The organism is Stenotrophomonas sp. 115C5, assembly GCF_056861055.1.
Map to the genome: position 1 here is coordinate 71837 of NZ_JBSPUQ010000010.1, position 23405 is coordinate 95241.

Annotated in this window: 24 protein-coding genes; 17 read left to right on the top strand and 7 right to left on the bottom strand. The window is 67.7% G+C overall.

All coding sequences use genetic code 11. The features are described 5' to 3' along the window. Nucleotides 1-11 precede the first annotated feature (11 nt). Together scpB and AC13FN_RS13310 are read left to right on the top strand one after the other, a co-directional pair. Nucleotides 12-887, top strand: a complete 876-nt coding sequence (scpB, locus tag AC13FN_RS13305) for an SMC-Scp complex subunit ScpB (RefSeq protein WP_049433687.1) — start codon at nt 12-14, stop codon at nt 885-887. Further along, nucleotides 880-2514, top strand: coding sequence for a pseudouridine synthase (locus AC13FN_RS13310; protein WP_049433686.1), 1635 nt, complete (start codon nt 880-882; stop codon nt 2512-2514). The genes scpB and AC13FN_RS13310 overlap by 8 nt, the downstream gene beginning before the upstream one ends. Nucleotides 2515-2630: 116 nt before the next feature. Here AC13FN_RS13310 and AC13FN_RS13315 read toward each other — a convergent pair whose 3' ends face one another. Continuing rightward, nucleotides 2631-3419, bottom strand: a complete 789-nt coding sequence (locus tag AC13FN_RS13315) for an AraC family transcriptional regulator (protein WP_032129778.1) — start codon at nt 3417-3419, stop codon at nt 2631-2633. Nucleotides 3420-3509: 90 nt separating this feature from the next. On the opposite strand from AC13FN_RS13315, the gene AC13FN_RS13320 reads away from it, so the two are divergent. Then, nucleotides 3510-4637, top strand: a complete 1128-nt coding sequence (locus AC13FN_RS13320; RefSeq protein WP_217013787.1) for an MFS transporter — start codon at nt 3510-3512, stop codon at nt 4635-4637. A gap of 111 nt (nt 4638-4748) precedes the next feature. On the opposite strand, the gene AC13FN_RS13325 is transcribed toward AC13FN_RS13320, so the two are convergent. After that, entirely contained in the window at nt 4749-5156 is a 408-nt protein-coding gene (locus tag AC13FN_RS13325; RefSeq protein ID WP_010486702.1) for a hypothetical protein, read from the bottom strand. A gap of 356 nt (nt 5157-5512) precedes the next feature. Here AC13FN_RS13325 and AC13FN_RS13330 point away from each other — a divergent pair, with 356 nt between their 5' ends. Continuing rightward, complete coding sequence (locus AC13FN_RS13330; RefSeq protein WP_197578430.1) at nt 5513-5806, top strand: hypothetical protein; 294 nt, start codon at nt 5513-5515, stop codon at nt 5804-5806. Here the strand turns inward: AC13FN_RS13330 and AC13FN_RS13335 are convergent. The 3 genes from AC13FN_RS13335 to AC13FN_RS13345 all read right to left on the bottom strand — a co-directional run bounded on the left by AC13FN_RS13335 (nt 5793) and on the right by AC13FN_RS13345 (nt 8298). After that, entirely contained in the window at nt 5793-6227 is a 435-nt protein-coding gene (locus AC13FN_RS13335) for a hypothetical protein (protein WP_054172169.1), read from the bottom strand. The genes AC13FN_RS13330 and AC13FN_RS13335 overlap by 14 nt on opposite strands. Before the next feature lie 103 nt (nt 6228-6330). Then, complete coding sequence (locus AC13FN_RS13340) at nt 6331-7137, bottom strand: amidohydrolase (RefSeq protein WP_482985024.1); 807 nt, start codon at nt 7135-7137, stop codon at nt 6331-6333. A gap of 12 nt (nt 7138-7149) precedes the next feature. Next, nucleotides 7150-8298 carry a pyridoxal phosphate-dependent aminotransferase gene (locus AC13FN_RS13345; protein WP_197644610.1) on the bottom strand — a complete coding sequence of 383 codons (1149 nt, stop codon included), beginning with the start codon at nt 8296-8298 and terminating at the stop codon, nt 7150-7152. A 196-nt stretch (nt 8299-8494) separates the two neighbouring features. Between AC13FN_RS13345 and ccmA the strand changes: the two genes are divergently transcribed. The 11 genes from ccmA to AC13FN_RS13400 all read left to right on the top strand — a co-directional run bounded on the left by ccmA (nt 8495) and on the right by AC13FN_RS13400 (nt 16894). Beyond that, complete coding sequence (ccmA, locus tag AC13FN_RS13350; RefSeq protein WP_049435067.1) at nt 8495-9124, top strand: heme ABC exporter ATP-binding protein CcmA; 630 nt, start codon at nt 8495-8497, stop codon at nt 9122-9124. Beyond that, nucleotides 9121-9816: a heme exporter protein CcmB gene (gene ccmB, locus AC13FN_RS13355; RefSeq protein WP_006456616.1), complete on the top strand. Its 696-nt coding sequence runs from the start codon at nt 9121-9123 to the stop codon at nt 9814-9816. Before ccmA ends, ccmB begins: the two co-directional genes overlap by 4 nt. Nucleotides 9817-9859: 43 nt before the next feature. Beyond that, entirely contained in the window at nt 9860-10630 is a 771-nt protein-coding gene (ccmC, locus tag AC13FN_RS13360) for a heme ABC transporter permease CcmC (protein ID WP_010486688.1), read from the top strand. Further along, on the top strand, nt 10627-10815 hold the full coding sequence (locus AC13FN_RS13365) for a heme exporter protein CcmD (RefSeq protein ID WP_019336397.1): 189 nt from the start codon (nt 10627-10629) through the stop codon (nt 10813-10815). The genes ccmC and AC13FN_RS13365 overlap by 4 nt, the downstream gene beginning before the upstream one ends. Then, on the top strand, nt 10812-11273 hold the full coding sequence (ccmE, locus tag AC13FN_RS13370) for a cytochrome c maturation protein CcmE (protein WP_054172173.1): 462 nt from the start codon (nt 10812-10814) through the stop codon (nt 11271-11273). The genes AC13FN_RS13365 and ccmE overlap by 4 nt, the downstream gene beginning before the upstream one ends. Next, a complete protein-coding gene (locus AC13FN_RS13375; RefSeq protein WP_217013790.1) occupies nt 11274-13193 on the top strand; it encodes a heme lyase CcmF/NrfE family subunit in 1920 nt (639 codons plus the stop codon). An 8-nt stretch (nt 13194-13201) separates the two neighbouring features. After that, nucleotides 13202-13819 carry a DsbE family thiol:disulfide interchange protein gene (locus tag AC13FN_RS13380; protein WP_049435069.1) on the top strand — a complete coding sequence of 206 codons (618 nt, stop codon included), beginning with the start codon at nt 13202-13204 and terminating at the stop codon, nt 13817-13819. 4 nt (nt 13820-13823) lie between these two features. Next, the gene (locus tag AC13FN_RS13385; RefSeq protein WP_049435070.1) at nt 13824-14273 is read left to right on the top strand and encodes a cytochrome c-type biogenesis protein; all 450 of its coding nucleotides are present in this window, start codon (nt 13824-13826) and stop codon (nt 14271-14273) included. Continuing rightward, nucleotides 14267-15256: a tetratricopeptide repeat protein gene (locus AC13FN_RS13390; protein WP_054172175.1), complete on the top strand. Its 990-nt coding sequence runs from the start codon at nt 14267-14269 to the stop codon at nt 15254-15256. Before AC13FN_RS13385 ends, AC13FN_RS13390 begins: the two co-directional genes overlap by 7 nt. A 180-nt stretch (nt 15257-15436) precedes the next feature. After that, a complete protein-coding gene (gene metX / locus AC13FN_RS13395; RefSeq protein WP_482985023.1) occupies nt 15437-16549 on the top strand; it encodes a homoserine O-acetyltransferase MetX in 1113 nt (370 codons plus the stop codon). Further along, entirely contained in the window at nt 16550-16894 is a 345-nt protein-coding gene (locus AC13FN_RS13400; protein ID WP_043401485.1) for a DUF1294 domain-containing protein, read from the top strand. It abuts the gene before it with no gap. Nucleotides 16895-16982: 88 nt separating this feature from the next. On the opposite strand, the gene cydC is transcribed toward AC13FN_RS13400, so the two are convergent. Both cydC and cydD read right to left on the bottom strand, forming a co-directional pair. Further along, nucleotides 16983-18656, bottom strand: coding sequence for a thiol reductant ABC exporter subunit CydC (gene cydC, locus AC13FN_RS13405; protein ID WP_043401483.1), 1674 nt, complete (start codon nt 18654-18656; stop codon nt 16983-16985). Further along, nucleotides 18653-20398 (bottom strand): thiol reductant ABC exporter subunit CydD, encoded by a 1746-nt coding sequence (gene cydD, locus AC13FN_RS13410; protein ID WP_217013793.1) that lies wholly within the window; start codon nt 20396-20398, stop codon nt 18653-18655. Before cydD ends, cydC begins: the two co-directional genes overlap by 4 nt. Nucleotides 20399-20626: 228 nt before the next feature. Between cydD and AC13FN_RS13415 the strand changes: the two genes are divergently transcribed. Next, nucleotides 20627-22216, top strand: a complete 1590-nt coding sequence (locus AC13FN_RS13415) for a cytochrome ubiquinol oxidase subunit I (protein ID WP_197578438.1) — start codon at nt 20627-20629, stop codon at nt 22214-22216. Nucleotides 22217-22231: 15 nt separating this feature from the next. Continuing rightward, nucleotides 22232-23383, top strand: a complete 1152-nt coding sequence (gene cydB, locus AC13FN_RS13420; protein ID WP_217013795.1) for a cytochrome d ubiquinol oxidase subunit II — start codon at nt 22232-22234, stop codon at nt 23381-23383. Nucleotides 23384-23405 lie beyond the last annotated feature (22 nt).

The following is a 23405-nucleotide window of genomic DNA, read 5'->3' on the forward strand; positions in this document are numbered from 1 at the left end:
GCTGACTGCCGATGGATCAATCGCTGATCAACCGCATTGTCGAGGGTGCCCTGCTGGCCTCCAGCCAGCCGCTCACCCTGGCCCAGCTGAAGGACCTGTTCCCGGAAGAGGAACCGGCACCGCCGGGCAGCATCGAACGCGCGCTGGAACGCCTGCGCGAGGCCTGCGAAGGCCGCGGCGTGGAACTGGTCGAGGTCGCCTCCGGCTTCCGCTACCAGGTGACCGGCGAAGTGCATGGCTGGATCAGCCGGCTGTGGACCGAACGCAAGACCCGTTACACCCGTGCCACCCTGGAAACCCTGGCGCTGATCGCCTACCGGCAACCGATCACCCGCGGCGAGATCGAGCAGGTGCGAGGCGTGGCGGTCAGCAGCAACATCATCCAGGCGCTGGAAGAACGCGAGTGGATCCGCGTGGTCGGCCACCGCGATGTGCCCGGCAAGCCGGCGCTGTTCGGCACCACCAAGGGCTTTCTGGATTATTTCGGCCTGAAGCGATTGGATGAGCTGCCGCCCCTGTCGGAACTGAAGGACCTGGGCGAGCTGGAACCCCAGCTGTCCCTGGACCGCGATGTGCCCGCAGCAGCAAGCGCCGACGGTCCTGACATCTCGGCCGGCGACGAAGGCGCTGCCGCGAACGATGATGCCGGCCTGGCCGGTAGTGACACCCCCGATTCCGCCGACGCAGCTCCTGCAGCGGCTACCGATGAGCAAGCACCTTCGCCCCTCGATGATGGGCACCCCGATTCCGCGCCGGGCGAGCGCGCGGTGCCAGTGAACGAACGCGAAGACAACGCCGTCGCGATGACGACCGTGGCTGTTGACCAAGCCGATTCCGAACCAGAGGCCGACCTCGAAACCGTCGGCCGGAGCAAAACTGATGAGTGACACCCCCCGTAACAAGCTCTCGCTGAAGCGCGAAGCCACCTCCGAACAGTTCAAGCTGGAAGAGCGCCTGCACAAGGTGCTGGCCCAGGCCGGCCTCGGCTCGCGCCGCGCGCTGGAACAGCGCATCGCCGAAGGCCTGGTCAAGGTCAACGGTGAAGTCGCGCAGACCGGCATGTCGGTCAAGAGTGGCGACAAGATCGAGCTGGATGGCCGTGGCTTCGTCGCCACCGCCCTGGCCGAGCCGTCGCGCGTGCTGGTCTACAACAAGCCGGAAGGCGAAGTGACCACCCGCGATGATCCGGAAGGCCGCCCGACCGTGTTCGAATCGCTGCCGCCGCTGAAGGGCGCGCGCTGGATCGCGATCGGCCGCCTGGACATCAACACCACCGGCCTGCTGCTGGCCACCACCGACGGTGAACTGGCCAACGCCATGATGCACCCGTCGTTCGAGGTCGAGCGCGAATACGTGGTCCGCGTGCGTGCGCCGGAAGGCGAGGAAAAGGTCTCCGACGCCATCGTCGACCGCCTCACCCGTGGCGTGGCACTGGAAGACGGCCCGGCCAAATTCGACGAGATCGAACGCATCGGCGGTACCGATTCGCACGACTGGTTCCGCGTCGTGGTGAAGGAAGGCCGCAACCGCGAAGTGCGCCGCCTGTGGGAATCGCAGGGCTGCCAGGTCAGCCGCCTGAAGCGCACCCGCTACGGCAAGGTGAGCCTGCCGCGCGAACTGGCCCGTGGCCATTCGGTGGAACTGGGCACCACCCAGGTGGAAGCCCTGCGTGCGCAGCTGAAGCTGGAAGAAGGCGCGCCGTCGGCGCTGACCCTGCAGCCGGTGATCGGCCAGCGCCGTGCCGCCAAGACCACCGTGCGCGTGCGCGAAGGTGGCCGCGGCAATGCCTACGTCAACGGCCATAACACCGCCGACGAAGGCCGCGAGCTGCGTCGTTTCGACAACGTCCGCGAAGACCGCGGCCGTGGCCGCGGTGGCAAGGGCGGCGGCTTCAAGGGTGGCCTGACGGTCAGCGGTGAAGCGGCGGCCAAGCAGTCGCAGAAGCCGTTCAAGCAGCGTGCCCAGAAGAACGACCGCTCGCTGCCGGAAGGCAACCCGGCCGCGTTCCGCACCTGGTACGTGCCGGATGGCGTGAGCACCGGCCCGAGCGGCCATCGCAATGCCGGTCCTGGCGCACGTGGCCCCGGTGCCCGTGGTCCGGGTGCGGGCGGCCAGGGCCGTCCGTACGGCAAGCCGAAGGGTCCGGGCGCAGGCGCCGGTGGCGGCCAGGGCCGTGGCGGTTTCGGCGGTGAAGGCCGTGGCGGCGCAGGCGGCCAGGGTCGTTCGGCCGGTGCGGGCAACCGCTCGCAGGGCCAGGGCAACAAGCACCCGTACGGCCATCCGGGCAATGCCCCGAGCTTCCCGTCCGACCACGCCACCCCGGGCTTCAACCCTTATGGCAGCCCGAAGCCGGCACAGGGCGCCCGTCCGGGCAGTCGCGGTCCGGGCGGCGGCAACCGCGGTCCAGGCGGTAATCGCGGCCCGGGTGGTCCGGGTGGCAACCGTGGCCCGGGTGGCCCCGGCGGCAACCGCGGTCCGGGCGGCCCGCGCCGCAGCGGCCCGCGCGGCGGCTGATCGCTGACACGCATGAAATGAGAAACCCCGGCGCAGGCCGGGATTTTTCGTTGAAAAGGGGACGGAGGGGATTAAGTCGTTTTTGCCACGGTGTGTGTCGAAGGGGCGAAAGCGACTTAATCCCCTCCGTCCCCTTTTGCGTGGCGCTGGAAAGCGGCGGGAGTGGTGCCGGTCATGCTGCGGAAGAAGGCGATGAACGGGCTCTCGGCGGAGAAGCCGGTGTCCTGCGCCACATGCGCGACGCGATGACCCAGCAGCAGCAACTCCATGGCCCGCATCAGGCGCCATTGCTGGCGCCAGGCCTGATAGCTCATGCCGGTATCACGCTGCATCAACCGGCCGACGGTACGCGCGCTCAGGCCCGTGCGCGCGGCCAGCTCCCCCAGTTCGGGCGGCAGCTGCTCGGCCAGCGGCAGGCAACGTGCGATCCGCGGATCACGCGGTAAAGGCAGGTCCATCGGCGCCACCGGTGCAGCGGCGATTTCCAGCACGCACAACGCCAGTTGATGGTGCGCGCGCGGCGACTGCCAGTCATGGTCGAACGGCGCCTGCGCGATCGGCTCCAGCAAGGCCTGCAGCAGCGGACCGACGCCGATGATCGCCGGCTGCCGGGGCAGCTGGGCCGACAGGGTGGCGTCGAAGTACAACGAACGGTAGTCGACTGCCTGGCGCATCTGCGCACGATGGCGCAGGCCACCCGGAATCCACGCCGCGCGCGCGGGCGGCAGCAGGCTGACGCGATCACCGTAGGTCAGGCGCGTACAGCCCTGCCGGGTGTACAGCAGCTGCGCGCGTGCATGTTGGTGCCAACCCGAGTCGTGATCCGCCAGTGAGGCCGCGATCCCCAACACCGGAGCGCCCCAGGCATCGGCGTCGAAGTGCGCATCCGGCTGCAACCAGGCCATGTCTGATTTCATATATCTGATGACAGGATAGACAGAGTGCGCCATTGCGGACGCGACCACAATGCGCGGCCCTGTTCCTGGAGCGCCCGCATGTCGCGCCGCCTGTTGTTGCTCGCCATTGCACTGCTGATGTTTCCGCAGCTGGCACAGACCCTGTACAGCCCGGCCCTGGCCGATCTGGCCGAACGCTTCGCCCTGCCGCCGAGTGCCGCCAGCCAGGCCATGAGCCTGTACCTGTTAGGCTTCGCTGCAGGCGTGCTGCTGTGGGGGCGCCTGGCCGATCGTATCGGTCGTCGCCCCGCCCTTCTCTGTGGCCTCGGCGTCTTCGCAGTGGCTGCACTGGGCGGGCTGATGGCTGGCAGCTTCGGCCAGGTGCTGCTGGCCCAGGCGTTGGCCGCAGTCGGCGCCGCCGCCGCTTCGGTGGTGACCCAGACCGTGCTGCGCGACCATCTGCAGGGGCCAGCGTTGGCGCAGGCATTCTCTTGGATCGGCATGGCCCTGGCCCTGAGCCCGGCCATCAGTCTTGCACTGGGCACGCTGCTGGTCGCCGCCAATGGCTATGCCGGCGTACAGTCCGGCCTGCTGCTGATAACTGCCCTGCTGGCGGTCGCATGCCTGGCTGGCCTGCGCGAAAGCCGTCCTGCACAGATCCCGCACACGCCCATGCTGCCGCTGCTGCGGGAACTGCTGCGCGATCGCTGGATCTGGTCACACGCGTTGCTGGTGATGGCCTTCAACGTGGCGATGTACAGCTGGTATGTGCTCGGCCCCTTCGTGTTTGCGCGCCTGCACTGGCCAGCCACCTGGTTCGGCGCCAGCGGCGCGGTGCTGGCACTGGGCTCGGCACTGGGCGCGTGGGGCAATGGCCGCCTGCTGCGTGCAGGCGTTGCCTCAACCACGCGCATCCGCATCGCCGCAGGACTGGTTCTGACGGGAGGCCTGCTGGCCGCGCTGCTGCATGATCACCCTGCCCTGGTCGCGGCGATGGTACCGGTGGTGATGGGCTTCGGTCTTGCCATCCCCAATGTGCTCGGCCAGGCCCTGCGCGGCTATCCACACTGCCTCGGCAGCGCAGGCGCGCTGTTCGGCCTGCTCTACTACCTGTTGATCGGTGCGGCAATGGCGCTGGTCGGTGCAGTGCAGCTGCTGGCACCGACCCTCATCGCGTGTGGCCTGCTGGCCTTGTGGCTGCAGCGGCAGCGGGACCCGGTCAGCTGAAGAGGGAAGACCGGGTCATGGATCACGGCGAAGAAGGCCCCCTTCCTGCTGCCATGTGGTCAGCGGGGCCCCGGGGTCCCTGCCCCGGGGCCTGGATCAGCGAACAGCCGGTTACTGGACGTTGATCACTTCGTCCATCGGCGCGAGGAAGTTGCCAGGACTGTTACGCGACGCCGAGATCACATAGGTCCCGGGTGTTGCGATGGTCGCGGTGCAATGGCGGATGGGCGTGGTGTTGCCACCGTCGTAATTGTCATTGGTACGGCACAGGAACTGACCATTGGCATAGACCGAGAAATTACTCGTTCCATCCACCTGGCCGCCGCCTGTGATGTAGATTTCCGACGGCGAGCCAGCCACACGTGGCAGGGTGCCGATCTCGAATCTTGCTGTTACCGGATGCGGCAACAGGCTAGGACACGGCACAACGAGTCCACTGTCAGACAGGCAGACCTCGGCGTGGGCGATGGCGGGCGTGGCGATGAGGGCCACGAGCAGCACGGACGTTCTGAACTCCATTCCAGCGTCTCCAATGATCCCAGCAGAATCGCTGGGACGTCCCTGTTAGGCATTGCGGGGTTACTGCAGGGTCAAGGAAACGTAAATGCACTGCGCGCCCACAGCATCGGATAGCTGCAGGACCCGCTCTGGGCGGTGCGTTGCACGCCTCCAGTGCGGTTGGCTCCCATCCCTTCCCGATGACTTCATGTCGATGCAGGATGCTCACCGGCGCGCGGCACTTTTCCGTTGCGTCTCGACGTTCACAGCTCATGTTAGGAATTGCTGCAAACACGGAGCATTGTGCGCCACGCCCGGAATTCACATCAGGGCGCTGGCTATCGTGCGCGCTCTCCCACACAAGGCAGATGATGCCCATGATCACCATCACCGCCGAACAGGCCCGCGCCAACGCCGATGCCGCCAAGCGCCCGATCGAACTGTTCTACCGCGACCTCGACAATGCCATCCAGATCGGCTCGGAAAATGGCCGCCGCTACATCGTGTTCGGCTTCAGCCAGGTGATGGCCAGCGAGCAGCTCGTCGAAGACGTGGTCGCACAGCTGCTGAAGAATGGTTTCGGTGTTGAACGATTGTTGAGCGATTCCGAACAGCATTACATCCGCATCAACTGGGGAACTGCCGCGCCGTCGCGCCTCAGCGCCGGCTGAGGGTGAACGCGGTGCCGTCCACGCCCAGGTCCCAGCCCTTGCCGGTACCGGACAGGGCCAGCGAGATGTCGCCCTTGGTCATCACCTGCGCGTTGCTGGACTTCACCGCACCGGCATGCGCGCCGACCGAGGCGTAAGTGCCCAGCAACTCGTCGACGCTGACCGCACCGGTGAAGCTGCCACGCCCGTTGGTGATCTTCGACTTGCCGACGGTCAGGCCGCCGCCCTTCATCTGGATGCGCACCGGCATGCTGGCGCCATTGCTGCAGGTGACCGTGCCATTGCCGGATGCGGTCTTGTAGATCAGCGACCAGCCGGAGAGGTTGTAGCGCAGCTCGCAATCGAGGTTGCCAGCGGCGTGCGCGGCCGGGGCCAACGATGCGGCGGACAGCGCCAGTAGCAGGGCGAAGGACGTGTTCATGGCGGGACTTCCAGTTCGGTCGGACTGGCGGCGAATCTAACAGCGCGCGCGTGCACGTTGAATGCAGGCGCGCGCGCTGGTGCGGCAGCGTTCAGGCCGTCGCTCAGGCCTGCTCGTCCAGGTGGAAGGCATCGGCATCAAGCATGGCCGGGAAGCGCGCGCGGTGTGCTGCCAGCGCCTCGGCCGAGATGGTGGTGGTGACCACCTGTTCGCGTTCGCGGATCTCCACCTGCGGCTGACCGAGGAAATCCAGCACCGCGCTGTCGCCGGCGTAATGCAGCTGGTTGCCATCGACGCCCACGCGATTCACTGCCGCCACGAAGCACAGGTTCTCGATCGCGCGCGCACGCAGCAGGGTCTTCCACGCATAGGCACGGGCCGACGGCCAGTTGGCGACGAAGATCTGCAGGTCGAAATCCAGCTGCTGCGGACGCTCTACGTTGTAGCGGTTGCGGCAGAACACCGGGAAACGCAGGTCGTAGCAGACCTGCGGATTGATCCGCCAGCCCTTCCATTCCACGCTCAGGCGGTCGCGGCCGGCAGCATAACGCTCGTGCTCGCCGCCGTAGCGGAACAGGTGGCGCTTGTCGTAGTACTCCAGGTTGCCATCGGGCGTGGCGAACAGCAGGCGGTTGTAGACGCCTTCGCCATCACGCAACTGCACGCTGCCCATCACCGCCGCGTTCAAGGCCCTGGCCTGCTCGCGCACCCAGGCCACGGTCGGGCCGTCCATGCCTTCGGCCTGGGCGATGGCTTCATTGGAGAAGCCACTGGTGAAGGTCTCCGGCAGGATTACCAGATCGGTGGTGCCGGCCAGCGGTGCCATCAGCGCGCCGTAGTACTCACGGTTGCCCGCCGGGTCATGCCAGCGGGTGTCGCCCTGGACGAGGGAAATACGCAGGTCCTGCATGTCCACCTCCGCTCAGAGCAGGCGCAGGCGTTCGATCGCCGCGTCCATGGTCGCTTCATTCTTGGCGAAGCACAGGCGCACCAGGCGCTGGCCAGCCGGCGGGTTCTCGTAGAACGGCGACAGCGGGATGGCAGTGACGCCCTTCTGGATGGTCAGCCACTTCACGAACTCGTGGTCCGGCAGGTCGCTGATGGCCGAGTAATCGACCAGCTGGAAGTAGCCACCCGGGACCGGCAGCGCCTTCAGGCGGGTGCTGGCCAGCTGCTCGCGGAAACGGTCGCGCTTGGCCTGGTAGAACGCGCCCAGCTCGAGGTGGTGTTCGGGCTCATCGCGGATCATCGCAGCGAAGCCGTACTGTGCCGGGCCGAAGCTGGTGAAAGTGTTGTACTGGTGCACCTTGCGGAACTCGGCGGTCAGCGCCGGCGGCGCGATTGCGTATCCGATCTTCCAGCCGGTGCAGTGGTAAGTCTTGCCGAAGCTGGAGATGACGAACGCGCGCTCGCGCAGCTCCGGGTAGCGCAGCGCCGATTCATGGCGACGGCCGTCATAGATGATGTGCTCATACACCTCATCGGAGATCAGGTAGATCTGCGTGCCACGCAGCAGCTCGGCCAGTGCCAGCATGTCCTGCGCCGACAGCATCGCGCCGGACGGGTTGTGCGGGGTGTTGACGATCAGCATGCGGGTGCGCGGGGTGATCGCCGCACGCACGCGGTCCCAGTCGACGGCAAAGGTCTGCGGATCCAGCGACACATGCACGGCCTTGGCGCCGGCCAGGTCGATCGCCGGCTCATAGCAGTCATACGCCGGGTCGAGCACGATCACTTCCTCGCCGGCACGCACCACGGCGTGGATGGCGTTGAAGATGGCCTCGGTACCGCCACTGGTGACGGTGATCTCGCTGTCCGCATCGACCTGCGCGCCGTAGCAGTCCAGCGCCTTCTGCGCGATGGCCTGGCGCAGCGGCGCCACACCGGTCATCGGCGGGTACTGGTTCAGCCCGGCGGCCATCGCCTTGGCCGTCTCATCGATCAGGCGCTGCGGCGCGGAAAAGTCCGGGAAACCCTGGCCCAGGTTGACTGCGCCGTGTTCGGCGGCGAGCTGGGACATCACGGTGAAGATCGTGGTACCGACCTTGGGCAGCTTGGTGTTGGGTTGCATCGGCCTGGAGTCTGGGGGAACGAGGCCCAGAAGTGTACGAAATCCACGCTGCGACTGTGGGTTCAGCCGGTAGCGCCGGGTCATGCCCGGCGGCTCTTTGCATATGCCCTGCGGCCCCCGGGCCAGGCCCCGCGCACACCCGGCGGGATTGACACCAGCAATTGCCGCCGCACTCCGGCATGAAGACCCCTGCCCCTTGAACACCCCTGCATTGCTGGCCGCCAGCGGCCTGAGCTTCTCCCGCAATGACGAGCCGGTGTTCGGCCCGCTGGACTTCCATGTGGACGCCGGCGAAGCCCTGCTGGTGCAGGGCGGCAACGGCGCCGGCAAGACCACCCTGCTGCGCGTGTTGGCGGGCCTGGCCCTGCCCGGTGCCGGGCAGGTGCAGATCGATGGCCGGCCGGCCGGCAATGCCGAGCGCGCGCGCTACGTCGCCTACCTCAGCCACCTGCCCGCATTGAAGCCCGATCTGGACACGCTGGAGAACCTGCACTTCCTGTGCGGCCTGCACGGGCGCCGCGCGCGCCAGATGCCGGGCAACGCGCTGGCCATCGTCGGCCTGGCCGGTTATGAGGACACCCTTGTTAGGCATCTGTCCGCCGGGCAGAAGCGGCGGCTGGCACTGGCACGCATCTGGCTGTCGCCGGCGCCGCTGTGGCTGCTCGACGAACCCTATGCCAACCTCGACCTGGAGGGCATCACCCTGGTCAACCGGATGATTTCCGCGCACCTGCGCGCCGGCGGCGCGGCGTTGGTCACCACCCATGGCGCCTATGCCGCGCCGCCAGTGCGCACCCGCCAACTCGACCTCGGCGGTGCCGCATGATCGCGCCAGGCACCGAACCGGGCCTGTGGCAGACCGCAGGCGCCCTGCTCAAGCGTGACCTGCGCCTGCTCTGGCGCCGTCGCGGCGATGCGCTGCAGCCGCTGCTGTTCGCGGTGCTGGTGGTGGTGCTGTTCGCGCTGGCGCAGGGTCGTGAGCCACAACTGCTGGCCGCCACCGCAGGCGCGGTGCTGTGGCTTGCGGTGCTGCTGGCCGGGCAGCTGTCGCTGGATTCACTGTTCCGCTCCGATGCCGAAGACGGCTCGCTGGAACAATGGCTGCTGGCGCCGGTGCCGCTGGCCTGGCTGGTGCTGGTGCGCGTGCTGCTGCACTGGGCGACCACCGCGCTGCCGCTGATCGTGGTCAGCCCGCTGCTGGCCGAAATGCTGCATCTGCCGCATGACCAGCTGCCGATGTTGCTGGCATCGTTGCTGCTGGGAACGCCGTTGCTGAGCCTGATTGGTGGCGTGGTCGCCGCGCTGACCGTAGGCATCCGACGCTCTGGTATTCTCGTGGCGTTGCTGTCGCTGCCGCTGTACGTGCCGGTGCTGGTGTTCGGCGCCGGCAGTCTGGCGGCAGCCGGACGCGGACAGGATCCGGTCGGTGCGCTGCTGATGCTGGGCGCCGGCCTGCTGGTCGCGCTGGTGCTGGCGCCGTTGGCCACCGCCGCTGCAATACGTATTTCTCTGAGTTGACCGAGCTGAGAGCCAATCCACCCCTGCTGGATAGCCGCCACGCATGAATCCGATTGTCCGCTGGTTCCACCAACTCGGTTCGCCCCCCACGTTCGACCGATTCGCTGCCCGCTGGTCGCGGGTGTTCTACCTCGCGGCGGTGCCGGTGCTGCTGGTCGGCATGTGGCAGGCGCTGCTGGTGGTGCCGCCGGAAGCCAAGCAGCTGGACAGCTTCCGCATCCTCTACATCCACGTGCCCAGTGCCTGGATGAGCCTGTTCGTGTTCGCGCTGATGGCGCTGTATGCCGCCATCGCCCTGATCTGGCGGATCAAGGTCTGCGAGATCCTGGCCATGGCCTGTGCGCCGATGGGCGCCGGCTTCACCCTGATCACCCTGCTGACCGGCAGCATCTGGGGCAAGGGTACCTGGGGTACCTGGTGGGACTGGGACCCGCGCATGACCAGCGAACTGGTGCTGCTGTTCCTGTACCTGGGCGTGATCGGCCTGTACCACGCCATCGAGGACCGCCGCAGCGCCGCGCGCGCGGCCGGCCTGCTGGCCATCGTCGGTGTCAGCCTGCTGCCGGTGATCCGCTATTCGGTGGACTGGTGGGGCGGCCTGCACCAGCGCCAGTCGATCAACGTGTTCGGTGAATCGGCGATCAGCAGCGCGATGATCGCGCCACTGTGGTGGATGGTCATCGGCACCAAGTTCTGGTTCGCCGGTTCGGTGCTGGCCAAGGCCCGCGCCGACAATCTCGACCGCGAGGCCGGCAAGGCCTGGGTCGGTGGCCGGGTCGATGCCGCACGCGCGGCCGGGGAGGCCCAGCCATGACCCACCTGCCCTATGTGATCGGCGCCTACGCCGTGTTCGTGCTGGTGCTCGGCGCCGATGCCATCGGTTCGTGGCTGCGCCTGCGCATGGCGCGCCGGTTGGCGCTGGCACGCCAGCAGCGGCAGCAGACCCGTGCCGTCAAACAGGATGCTGCGGCGCCGCTGTCAACGGAGCTGGAACGATGACGCCAGTACAACGCCGCCGCCTGGCCTGGGTACTGCTGGCCCTGCTCGCCTCCGGGCTGGCCACCGCACTGGTGGCGATGGCGCTGGAGCGCAACATCGCCTACCTCTACACGCCCGCAGAGGTGCTGCGCGGGGATGTCGATGCACAGTCGCGGTTCCGCCTGGGCGGCATGGTGGTGAAGGGCTCCTTCAACCGCCCGGTCGGTTCGCTGGAAGCGCGTTTCGAAGTGACCGACGGCGATGCCCAGCTGGCGGTGACCACGTCGCGGATCCTGCCGGACATGTTCGCCGAAGGCACCGCGGTGGTCGCCAGTGGCCGCCTGCAGGAGGGTGTCTTCGTCGCCGACGAAGTGCTGGCCAAGCACGATGAGAAGTACGTGCCGAAGGAAGTGGCCGACAAGATGGGCGACGCCCATCGCAAGCACGACGTGCCGGTGACGGCACCCGAGGTGCGCTGAGTGCTGCCCGAACTGGGTCAGATCCTGTTGTTGTGCGCGTTGCTGGCCTCGCTGCTGCAGGCCGGCCTGCCGCTGGTGGGCGCGCATCGCAGCAACACGGCATGGATGGCGGTGGCACGGCCGTCCGCCTTCGCACAGCTGCTGCTGCTCGCCGGCGCCTTCGCGGTGCTCACCGCCGCGTTCGTGCAGCAGGACTTCTCGGTGCGCTACGTGGCCGAGAACTCCAATTCGTTGCTGCCGATGATCTACCGCTACTCCGCGGTCTGGGGTGCGCACGAGGGCTCGCTGCTGATGTGGGCGCTGGTGCTGGCACTGTGGACCGGCGCGGTGGCGCTGTTCTCGCGGCACCTGCCGGCACCGGTACAGGCGCGCGTGCTGGCGGTGATGGGCGTGATCAGCGTCGGCTTCCTCGCCTTCCTGATCTTCACCTCCAATCCGTTCCTGCGCCTGAACCCGGCGCCGCTGGAAGGCCGCGACCTCAACCCGCTGCTGCAGGACCCGGGGCTGATCATCCATCCGCCGATGCTGTACATCGGATACGTGGGCTTTGCCGTTCCGTTCGCATTCGCGGTGGCGGCCCTGCTGGAGGGGCGCATCGATGCGCGCTGGCTGCGCTGGACGCGGCCGTGGACCAACGTCGCCTGGGGCTTCCTGACCCTGGGCATCGCACTGGGCAGCTGGTGGGCCTATTACGAGCTGGGCTGGGGCGGCTGGTGGTTCTGGGACCCGGTGGAAAATGCCAGCTTCATGCCGTGGCTGGTCGGTGCTGCATTGATCCATTCGCAGGCCGTCACCGAAAAGCGCGGCACGTTCGGCAGCTGGACACTGCTGCTGGCGATTGCCGCCTTCGCGCTGTCGCTGCTCGGGACCTTCCTGGTGCGCTCCGGTGTGCTGACCAGCGTGCATTCGTTCGCTGCAGATCCGTCGCGCGGCCTGTTCATCCTGGTGTTCCTGTCGGTGCTGGTCGGCGGCAGCCTGCTGCTGTACGCGCTGCGCGCCAGCCAGCTGAGCGTGGACGCCGACGATCCGCGCCGTGGCTTCACCGCCACCTCGCGCGAGACCCTGCTGCTGGCCAACAACCTGCTGCTGGCCACCGCCTGCGCGATGGTGCTGCTCGGCACGCTGTATCCGTTGCTGGCCGATGCGCTGTCGCTGGGCAAGATCTCGGTCGGCCCGCCCTACTTCGGCAGCCTGTTCCTGCTGCTGATGGCGCCGATGATCCTGCTGCTGCCGTTCGGCCCGCTGGTGAAGTGGCAGCGCGACCAGCCCTCGCGCTCGTTCGCGCTGCTGGCACCCTGGCTGGGTCTGGCAGTGCTGCTGGGCGCGCTGGCCTGGTGGAAGGCGCCGCAGAACGGCTGGAAGGCCGGTCTCGGTGTCGCCGCCGCGGCCTGGGTCGGCTTCGGTACCGCACGCTTCGTCTGGCAGCGACTGCGCGGCAACGGCCGCTTCACCGCCGAAATGCTCGGCATGATCGTCGCCCACGCCGGCATCGCCGTGTTCCTGGCCGGTGCGTTGCTGGTGGAAGCCCTGAACGTGCAGCGCGAAGTGGCGCTGGCACCTGGCCAGCAACTGGTGGTCGGCCGTTACGAAGTGCGCTTCGAGGGCGTGGACCACCGCGAAGGCCCCAACTTCATCGCCGACCGTGGCCATCTGCGGGTGTTCCGCAACGGCCGCGAACAGGCCCTGCTGCATCCGGAGAAGCGCCAGTACGCCAGTGGCGGCCAGGTGATGACCGAGGCCGGCATCGATGCACGCTTCGACGGCGATGTCTACGTGGCATTGGGCGAGCCGCTGGGCAACAATGCATGGGCGGTCCGGGTGCACATCAAGCCGTTCGTGCGCTGGATCTGGCTGGGCGCGCTGTTGATGGCCCTGGGCGGATTCATCACCGCCGCCGACCGCCGTTTCCGTCGTCCGTAGGAGTTTCCATGTCCGAATCCCCCGCCCCGCGCCCCTCCCGCCCGCTGCCGCCGGTAGCCATCGTGATCGGCGTGCTGTTCTTCTTCGGCCTGCTCGGGCTGATGATCTACGGGGTGATGAAATCGGGTGATCCGCAGCGCGACGTGCTGCCCTCGGCGCTGATCGACAAGCCGGCGCCAGCGTTCGCGCTGCCGGTGCTGCACGACCCGGAAATGATCGTGCACAGCGACGAACTGCGCGGCGCGCCTTACCTGTTGAACGTGTGGGGCAGCTGGTGCGCAGCCTGCCGCGAGGAACACCCGGTGCTGACCCGTTTCGCCGAGAGCAAGCGCGTGCGCGTGATCGGCTACAACTGGAAGGACGAGCCGACCGATGCCCTGCACTGGCTGGAGCAGCTGGGCAACCCGTTCATGGTCGTGCTCAGTGATGTTGAAGGCCGCACCGCGATCGACTGGGGCGTGACCGCTGCACCGGAGACCTTCCTGGTCGACGGCAGTGGCATCGTGCGCTGGAAGTACAGCGGTGCGATGACCCAGCGCGTGGTCGACGAGAAGCTGATCCCGGCATTGGAAAAGGTCGAGAAGGCCCAGGGCAATGCCGGCAGCACGCTGCACACGGCGCCCTGAGCCCATGCGCTGGCTGCTGGCGTTGCTGCTTCTGATGCTGCCGCTGGCTGCGGTGGCACAGCAGCCGCTGCACGATCCGCAGCCGCTGCAGTTCCGCGATGGCGCCGAAGAACGCCGCTTCCATGACCTGGCCGCGCAGCTGCGCTGCGTGCAGTGCCAGAACCAGTCGCTGGCCGATTCCAACGCGCAGATCGCGCAGGATCTGCGCCGCGAGGTGCTGCAGCTGATGCAGCAGGGCCACGACGACGCACAGATCAAGCAGTTCCTGGTCTCCCGCTACGGTGAGTTCGTGCTCTACCAGCCACCGTTGCAGCCGGGCACCTGGCTGCTGTGGGGCGGTCCGCTGCTGGTGCTGGGCGCCGGCGCGCTGGTGGTACTGGGCATCGTCCGCCGCCGTGGCCGCACGGTCGCTGCCGCCCCCGCCAGCAAGACCGATGAAGGAGACGGATGGTGAGCCATTGGCTGCCGATGCTGGCCGGGCTGGTGGCCGCACTGATGGCGGCGCTGGTGCTGTGGCCGCTGCGCCACCACGGTCGCCGCGGTTTCGTGGTGGGTGTGCTCGCGCTGGGCGTGGCCGGTGCCTGCCTGTATCTGCTGGTCGGTGATCCGCGTGCAGCACAGGTACAACCGACGCCGTCGGTAGCCACCCTGCGCGATGGCGTGCAGGCCCTGCAGGATGCACTGAAGCGTGACCCACAGCGGGCCGATGGCTGGGCGCTGCTGGGCCGGTCGCAAGCCGAACTGGGCAACGCCGCAGCCTCGGCGGACGCCTTCGCACGTGCCGCCGCTCTCGCTCCGGAAGACCCCGGCGTACTGGTGGAAGCGGCGCAGGCACGTGCGCAGGCCGATGCCGGCAAGCAGTTCGATGACACCGCGATGGCCTGGTTGCAGCAGGCGCGTGCACAGGCACCCGATGCCGAGCGCGCCAGCTGGCTGCTGGGCATCGCCCTGCGCCAGCGCGGAAAGAATGCCGAGGCCGCGGATGTGTGGAGCGGCCTGCTGCCACGGCTTGAGCCCGGCGCCGCGCAGGCGCTGCAGGCGCAGATCGCCATCGCCCGCGAAGCGGCCGGCCTGGCACCCGATGCCGCTCCTGCGGCACCAGAGGCGCTGCTGCAGGTGCGCGTGCAGCTGCCTGCGCTGAAGAACACCGAGTGGCCGGCCAGCACCCAGGTATTCGTGCTGGCCCGCGCCGTGGGTGGACCGCCGATGCCGGTGGCCGCACGCAAGCTGCCGCTGGCCGGTTTCCCGGCCACGGTCGGGCTGGGCGACGCTGACAGCCCGATGCCGACCGCGCCGCTGTCGGCACATCGCGACGTGGAAGTGCTGGCACGCATCTCGCGTACTGGTAGCGCCAATCGAAGCGAGGGCGACCTGCAAAGCGACGTGGTGCGGGTGACGCTGCCGCATGACGGCGTGGTTGAGCTGCGGTTTCCCTGACCTGTAGAGCCGAGCCCACGCTCGGCTGCGATTGGGTTGCCGGCGCCCTCCAGCCGAGCATCGGCTCGGCTCTACAGCAGATCCACGCCATGCGTGGATACGACGGTCCGGTCCGCGTCCACCCGCTGCTGGAAACCAGCGTGTCGCCAGCTCCACATGCGGCCCCGCTAGAATGGCTGCATGACCGAATTCATCCCGCCCGGCACCCGCTTCCACGCCCTTCTCTCGCCGTTCCCGTTCAAGCGCGGCGGCGCCCTGCACGGCGCGCGCGTGGCCTACGAAACCTGGGGAACACTGGCGGCCGACGCCAGCAATGCGATCCTGATCGTCACCGGCCTCTCGCCGGATGCGCATGCCGCGGCCAATGACGCAAACCCGGCTGCGGGCTGGTGGGAAGGCATGGTCGGCCCCGGCAAGCCGATCGATACCAACCGCTGGTTCGTGGTCTGCGTGAACTCGCTGGGCAGCTGCAAGGGTTCGACCGGTCCGGCCTCGCTCAACCCGGCCACGGGCGAACCGTATCGCCTCGACTTCCCCGAGCTATCGATCGAAGACGGCGCGCGCGCCGCGATCGAAGTCGTGCGTGCCCTGGGCATCGAACAGCTGGCCTGCGTGGTCGGCAATTCAATGGGCGGCATGACCGCACTGGCCGTGCTGATGCTGCAGCCGGGCATCGCGCGCAGCCACGTCAACATTTCCGGCAGTGCGCAGGCGCTGCCGTTCTCGATCGCGATCCGTTCGCTGCAGCGCGAGGCGATCCGCCTCGATCCGCGCTGGAATGGTGGACACTACGACGATGCCGAATACCCCGAGTCCGGCATGCGCATGGCACGCAAGCTGGGCGTGATCACCTATCGCTCGGCACTGGAATGGGACGGCCGTTTCGGCCGCGTGCGGCTGGATTCGGACCAGACCGACGACGATCCGTTCGGCCTGGAATTCCAGGTGGAAAGCTATCTGGAAGGCCACGCACGGCGCTTCGTGCGTTTCTTCGATCCGAACTGCTACCTGTACCTGAGCCGCTCGATGGACTGGTTCGACCTGGCTGAGTATGCCGACGGCGACGTGCTGGCCGGGCTGGCGAAGATCCGGGTGGAAAAGGCGCTGGCGATCGGCGCCAATACCGACATCCTGTTCCCGGTGCAGCAGCAGCAACAGGTCGCCGACGGCCTGCGCGCCGGCGGCGCCGATGCGCGCTTCATCGGCCTGGAATCGCCACAGGGCCACGACGCCTTCCTCGTCGATTTCGAGCGTTTCGGCCCGGCCGTGCGCGGCTTTCTCGACGCGCTGTAGGTGGCATGGCGGCGTAATCTCGCGCTGGCCGCGTTCGGCGCGTTGATCGCGCTGACGGTCAGCGGCGTGCTGCCGCTGTGGCTGGGTGGGTGGTGCATGCTGGCCAGCGCGGTGTCCTTCGGACTGTACGGGCACGACAAGCGCGCGGCGCAGAGAAAGCAGTGGCGTATTCCGGAGCGTACATTGCAGCTGCTGGCCTTTGCCGGCGGTTGGCCCGGCGCGCTGCTGGGCCAGGCGATGTTCCGCCACAAGCACCGCAAAGCCTCGTTCCAGTGGGTGTTCTGGCTGTGCGTGCTGGCCAACGTGGCCTCGATCGCGGTGATGCTGCGCGAGTTTTCGCGATAGCCAACCTGTATGCTCGGCTCCGTACAGAGGCAGCCGAGCATGGGCTCGGCTCTACAGTAGATCCACGCCACGCGCGGATGTGCATCGGTCAACGTTCGCGGACCAGCGCCCCATCGCGCAACCGGTACTGCGCATCGACCACGCCTTCAGGCAGGTCGTCGTGGGTGATCATCAACAGGCTGCGACCGTCCAGCAGCGCGGAAAGGTCCTGCAACAGCGCGCGTGCGGTATCCACGTCGAGGCCTTCGGTGGGTTCATCCAACAGCAGGATCGGCGCGTTGCGCAGCAACGCCCGCGCCAGCGCCAGGCGCCGCGCCTGGCCAGCCGACATCGTCGCGCCGTTCTCGCCCACCCAGGCCTGCAGGCCACCATTGCGCTCGGCCCATTCGCCCAGGCGCACGCGGCGCAGCACCGCCCACAACGCGGCATCGCTGGCATCGGGATCACCCAACCGCAGGTTCTCGGCAACGGTGCCGGCGAACACCGGCGCGTTCTGCGGCAGCCACGCCAGTTGCTGGTGCCACTCAGCCTGAGCGAAATCACGCAGGTCGCGGCCACCGTAGGTCAGCCGTCCCTGCTGCGGATCCCATAGCCGCAGCAGCAGGCTGGACAGGGTGGTTTTGCCACTGCCGCTGTCACCGCGAATCGCGATGCGCTCGCCCGGCGCCAGGGTCAGCTGCAGGCCGGACAGCACCGGCCGCGCTGCACCCGGCCACTGGAAATGCACGTCATCCCAATGTACGCGCGCGGCCTGCGGTACCGGCTGTGGCGCTGCGGGATCCTCCACCGTCGGCGGCTGCTCGACGATGGCCTGCAACCGATCGGCGGCGATTCGCCCGGACTGCAGTGACTGCCACGCCAAGCCCATCCCGGCCCACAGTTCGATCAGCGCGACGGTGAGGAACACCAGGCCCGCCGCCATTTCCGGCGCGATGCGCTGCTGTTCGGCCGCATGCAGGGCCAATGCCAGCATCGCCACCAGGCCCAGCCCAGCCACCAGGCCATGCAGGGTCGAGGCCACGATCAGGCGCCAGCGGCGCCGACGATCCCGCGAAGCCAGCTGCTTGGCGGCCACACGTACCTTCAACTGCCACGCCGCATCGGCATGCAGCGCGGCCAGATCGCCCGCGCCCTCCAACCCTTCAAAGGCGGCGGTGCGCAGTGCGGCGCGATGCGCGGCACGGTCGGCCTCTTCATCGTCACGACCGCGCACACCCAGCCACGGCACGCCGAAAGCGATCAGCAGCGCCAGCACTGCCAGCAACACTGCTGCCGACGGCAGGATCAGCGCCGCCGAGGCCACCGCCACCAGCGTCAGCGCACCCAGCGCCACCAGCGGCCCGATCGCACGCACCAGCAGGCCGTCCACTTCACCGATGTCACCGAGCAGGCGCGCCAGCAGATCGCCGGTGCGCGTCGCCCCCAGCCGTGCCGGTGCCAGCGGCAGCGCGCGGCGGAAGAACCACACGCGCAAGTCGCGGGCGATGCGCAGGGTGGCGTCGTGGCCCACCAGCTTTTCGAAGTAGCGCGACACGATGCGCGCCATGGTCAGCCCGCGGATACCCGCGGACGGCGAGAAGAAGTTGAAGCCCTGGCCGAGGCCGGCCGCACCGGCCAATGCAGCTGCGGTGAGGAAACCACCGGACAGGCCCAGCAGTGCGGTGCCGGCCAGCATGGTGGTCCACAACAGCAGGATCGTCAGCAGCAGGCGCGGCCGATGGCGCAGGAACACCGCACGCAACGAATCAGGCGAACGGCTCATGCGCGCACCGCCTGTGCCGGTTCCACCAACCGACCTTCCGGCAACAACAGGCAACGGTCGGCCCAGGCGATCACCGCCGGGCTGTGGGTGGCGACCACCACGCTGCGGCCGCGTGCATAGGCGGCCAGGCTGCGCAGCAGCGCCGCTTCGGTATCGGCATCGAGGAACGCGGTGGGTTCGTCCAGCAGCAGCACCTGCGGGTCGCGCAGCAGCAGGCGGGCCAGGCCGATGCGACGTGCCTCACCACCGGACAGGCCGAAGCCGCGCTCGCCGATCACCGTATCCAGTCCCTGTGGCAGGCGCTGCGCGAACTGCAGCACCTGTGAGGCCTCGGCCACTGCGCGCAACCGCGCGTCGCTGGCGCCGGGATCGGCCAGGCGCAGGTTGTCGGCGATGCTGCCGTGGAACAGGTACGGCCGCTGGCTGGCATAGGCTACCTGCACGCCGGGCCGCAGGTGCAGCTTGCCGGCACGCGGTGGCAGCCAGCCCGCCAGTGCTTCCAGCAGCGTGCTCTTGCCGGATCCACTGGGGCCGACCAGGGCCAGCCGCTGGCCCGGTTCCAGCAGCACATCCAGATCCTGCAGCACGTCGTGCGGCGCGCCCAACGGGCGCAGCACCAGCCCCTGCGCCTGCAGCGGCGGCAACGCGGCCTCGGCCGGTTCCACAGCCAGCGGCGCACTCTCGTTCTCGATCAGGCCCTGCTCGTCCGGCAATGACTGCAGCAGACGCTCAACCTCGGCCGCCGCGGCCAGTGCATTGGCGCGGTCGTGGTAGTGCGCAGCCAACCGCCGCAGCGGCGCGTAGAACTCCGGCGCCAGCAGCAGGCAGAACAGGCCCGCGCCCAGCGTCGGCACCGCCGAATGCAGCGACATCATGCCCAGATAGCTCAGGCCCAGGTACAGCGCGACCATCGCCACGCTGACCGAGGCAAAGAACTCCAGCACCGTGGACGACAGGAAGGCGATCCGCAGCACTTTCAGCGTACGCACGCGCACACCTTCGGCGGCCGCCTCGATACCCTCCAGCTCGGCCTCGCCGCGGCCATACAGGCGCAGCAGGCCCAGGCCCTTGATGCGGTCGGCGAAGTGGCCGCTCATCCGCGCCAGTTCGCCCAGCTGCGCACGACCGGCGGCTTCGGCACCCCACCCCACCAGCATCATGAAGAACGGCACCAGCGGCGCGGTGAACAGCAGGATCAGTGCCACCACCCAGTCCACCCAGGCCACTGCAGCCAGGATCAGCAGCGGCACCACCACTACTTCGGTGCGCACCGGCAGGAAACCGCTGTAATAGCTCTCGATCGCATCGCCGTGATGCAGCATCAGTTCGCCCAGCTCGCCGGTGCGGCGCTGGCGCAGCCACAGCGGCCCATGGCCAAGCAGGCGCGCGAACACACGCTCGCGCAGGGCCAGCCGCGCGGCATCGGCCACATCGCCTGCGGCCGCCTGGGTGGCGCTGCCCAGCAGCGTGCGCAGCACCAGGATCACGGCCAACCCAGCGAGCACCGGCAGGCCCGACGCCAGCGGTGCGCGTTCCACCAGCACCTGCTGCACCAGCCAGGCGATGGCAGCCGCCTGGCCGATCAGCAGCGCGCCGGACAGGCTGATGCACAGCGCCGCCAGCCTCTGGCGACCTCGAGCGGAGCGGGCGAGATCGGCCAGCCAAGCGCTGCGGGCACGCCGCTGGCGGGTCGTTTCGGCTTCCGGGGAAAGGCCGTCAGGGGTCGTTTCGGCAGCGCTCAAGGGGTCTTCACGGGCAACAGGGGAGACACGGCATTGTAGGCGCAGGCAACAGCCTCCCCCTGCGGCCGGCGGTCGCAGTCTTCATCGGGTTGGCATACGATCCTCCTGAATACCCATTCATACATTGATCTGGATCAAGGCTGTTTGAAGTAGTCGGTCACATCATTCACGTCGTAGACCACCCTTCCCGCCACCTGCAACGGCACTATCCAACGAGGTAGCCAGGCCATGATTGATCAGACAGTCGTAGAGCTGTCGCGGCTGCAATTCGCGCTGACCGCGATGTACCACTTCCTATTCGTACCACTCACCCTCGGCCTGTCCTTCATGGTGGCCATCATGGAGAGCGTGTACGTGATGACCGGCAAGGAGATCTGGCGCAGGATGACCCTGTTCTGGGGCGTCCTGTTCGGCATCAACTTCGCCATGGGCGTCGCCACCGGCATCGTCATGGAATTCCAGTTCGGCATGAACTGGTCCTACTACAGCCACTACGTGGGTGACATCTTCGGTGCGCCGCTGGCCATCGAAGGCCTGATGGCATTTTTCCTGGAAGCCACCTTCGTCGGCCTGTTCTTCTTCGGCTGGAACCGCCTGAGCAAGGTCAAGCACCTGATGGTGACCTGGCTGATGGCACTGGGCACCAACCTGTCGGCGATCTGGATCCTGATCGCCAACGGCTGGATGCAGAACCCGACCGGTGCGGTGTTCAACCCGGAAACCATGCGCATGGAAGTGGTCGACTTCATGGCGGTGGTGTTCAACCCGGTGGCGCAGGCCAAGTTCGTGCACACCGTCAGCGCCGGCTACGTGACCGGTGCGGTGTTCGTGATGGCGATCAGCGCGCTGTTCCTGCTGCGCAACAAGCACAAGGACCTGGCCCGTCGTTCGTTCGCGGTGGCCGCGGCGTTCGGCCTGCTGTCATCACTGTCGGTGGTGGTGCTGGGTGACGAGAGCGGCTACGCCGCCAGCGAACACCAGAAGATGAAGCTGGCCGCGATCGAAGCGATGTGGGAGACCGAGCGTGCGCCGGCCGACTTCACCGCCTTCGGCATCCCGAACCAGGAAACCCACCAGAACGACTACGCGGTGAAGATCCCCTACCTGATGGGCCTGATCGCCACCCGCTCGTTGAACCAGCCGATTCCGGGCATCCTGGAACTGGTCGAGCGCGCCGAACACCGCGTGCGTGGCGGCCAGCTGGCCTACGGTGCATTGGAACGCCTGCGCGCCAACAAGAACGACGTTGAAGCACGCGAGATGTTCGACCGCCACTGGCAGGACCTGGGCCACGGCCTGCTGCTCAAGCGCTACCGCGACGACATCCTCAACGCCACCCCGCAGGAGATCTCGCAGGCGGCGATGGACACCGTGCCGCGCGTGATGCCGCTGTTCTGGACCTTCCGCGTGATGGCCGGCCTGGGCTTCTACCTGATCGCCTTCTTCGCCCTGGCCTTCTACTACTCCTGCCGCAACAACTTCCAGGACAAGCGCTGGTTCCTCAAGGTGGCCCTGTGGACGCTGCCGGCACCGTGGATCGCGATCGAGTGCGGCTGGTTCGTGGCCGAGTACGGTCGCCAGCCGTGGGCGGTCGATGGCGTGCTGCCGACCTTCTATGCGGCATCGGGCCTGGCCCTGCATGAAATCGTGCTGACCCTGGCCGGCTTCACCGCGATCTACACCGCGCTGATCGTGGTCGAGATCAAGCTGATGCTCAAGGCGATCCGCAAGGGTCCGGACGAGGTGCTGCCGTCGCTGCAGTCGCCCCAGCCGCATGCTTCCCACAATGCCTCGGCGCCCGCCGCCGGCCAGGCCTGAGGCAGGAGAACCACGATGGATTTCATTCTTCTGGACTACACCACGCTGCGCGTGATCTGGTGGCTGCTGCTCGGCATCCTGCTGATCGGTTTTGCCGTGATGGATGGTTTCGACCTGGGTGTCGGCACCCTGCTGCCCTTCGTCGCCCGCAACGATGCCGAGCGCCGGCTGGTGATCAACACCATCGGCCCGGTCTGGGAAGGCAACCAGGTGTGGCTGGTGCTCGGTGGCGGTGCGATCTTCGCCGCCTGGCCGCCGCTGTATGCGGTCAGCTTCTCCGGGTTCTACCTGGCGATGTTCGTGATCCTGTTCGCCCTGATCCTGCGTCCGGTCGGCTTCAAGTTCCGCAGCAAGATGCCCAGCGAACGCTGGCGCAACACCTGGGACTGGGCGCTGTTCATCGGCGGCTTCATCCCGGCGCTGATCATGGGCGTGGCGGTGGGCAACGTGGTGCTGGGCGTGCCGTTCCACTTCGATGACAGCATGCGCATCTTCTACACCGGCTCGTTCTTCGGCCTGCTGATGCCCTTCGCGCTGCTGGCCGGCCTGCTCAGCGTGTCGATGCTGGTCGCCCACGGTGCGGCCATGCTGGTGCTGAAGACCGACGGCCCGGTGGCCGAACGTGCGGCACGTTTCGGCAGCATCGCAGCGATCATCGCCTTCGTGCTGTTCGCGGTGGGCGGTGCCTGGGTGGCCTTCGGCCTGCCGGGTTACCAGATCACCTCGCAGGTGGTTACCGATGGCGCCACCAATCCGCTGCTGAAGACTGCCGAACTCGGCGCTGCCGGTGGCTGGATGCGCAACTACAGCGCGATGCCGGCCACGATCCTGGCGCCGCTGCTGGGCCTGGCCGGCCTGCTGGCCAGTGCGGTACTGCTGCGTGCCCGTCGCGGCGGCCTGGCCTTCATCGCCTCCGGTGCGGCCATCGCCGGCATCATCCTGACCGTCGGCTTCGCCATCTTCCCGTTCCTGCTGCCGTCCTCCAGCCAGCCCACCTCCAGCCTGACCGTGTGGGATGCCTCGTCCAGCCACCTGACCCTGTGGATCATGCTGCTGGCCACGGCGGTGTTCCTGCCGATCATCCTCGCCTACACCACCTGGGTGTACCGCGTGCTCAAGGGCAAGACCACCACCGAAGAGATGGGCAACAACCCGAACGCTTACTGATTGACGGTGTGCCGGCCCACGG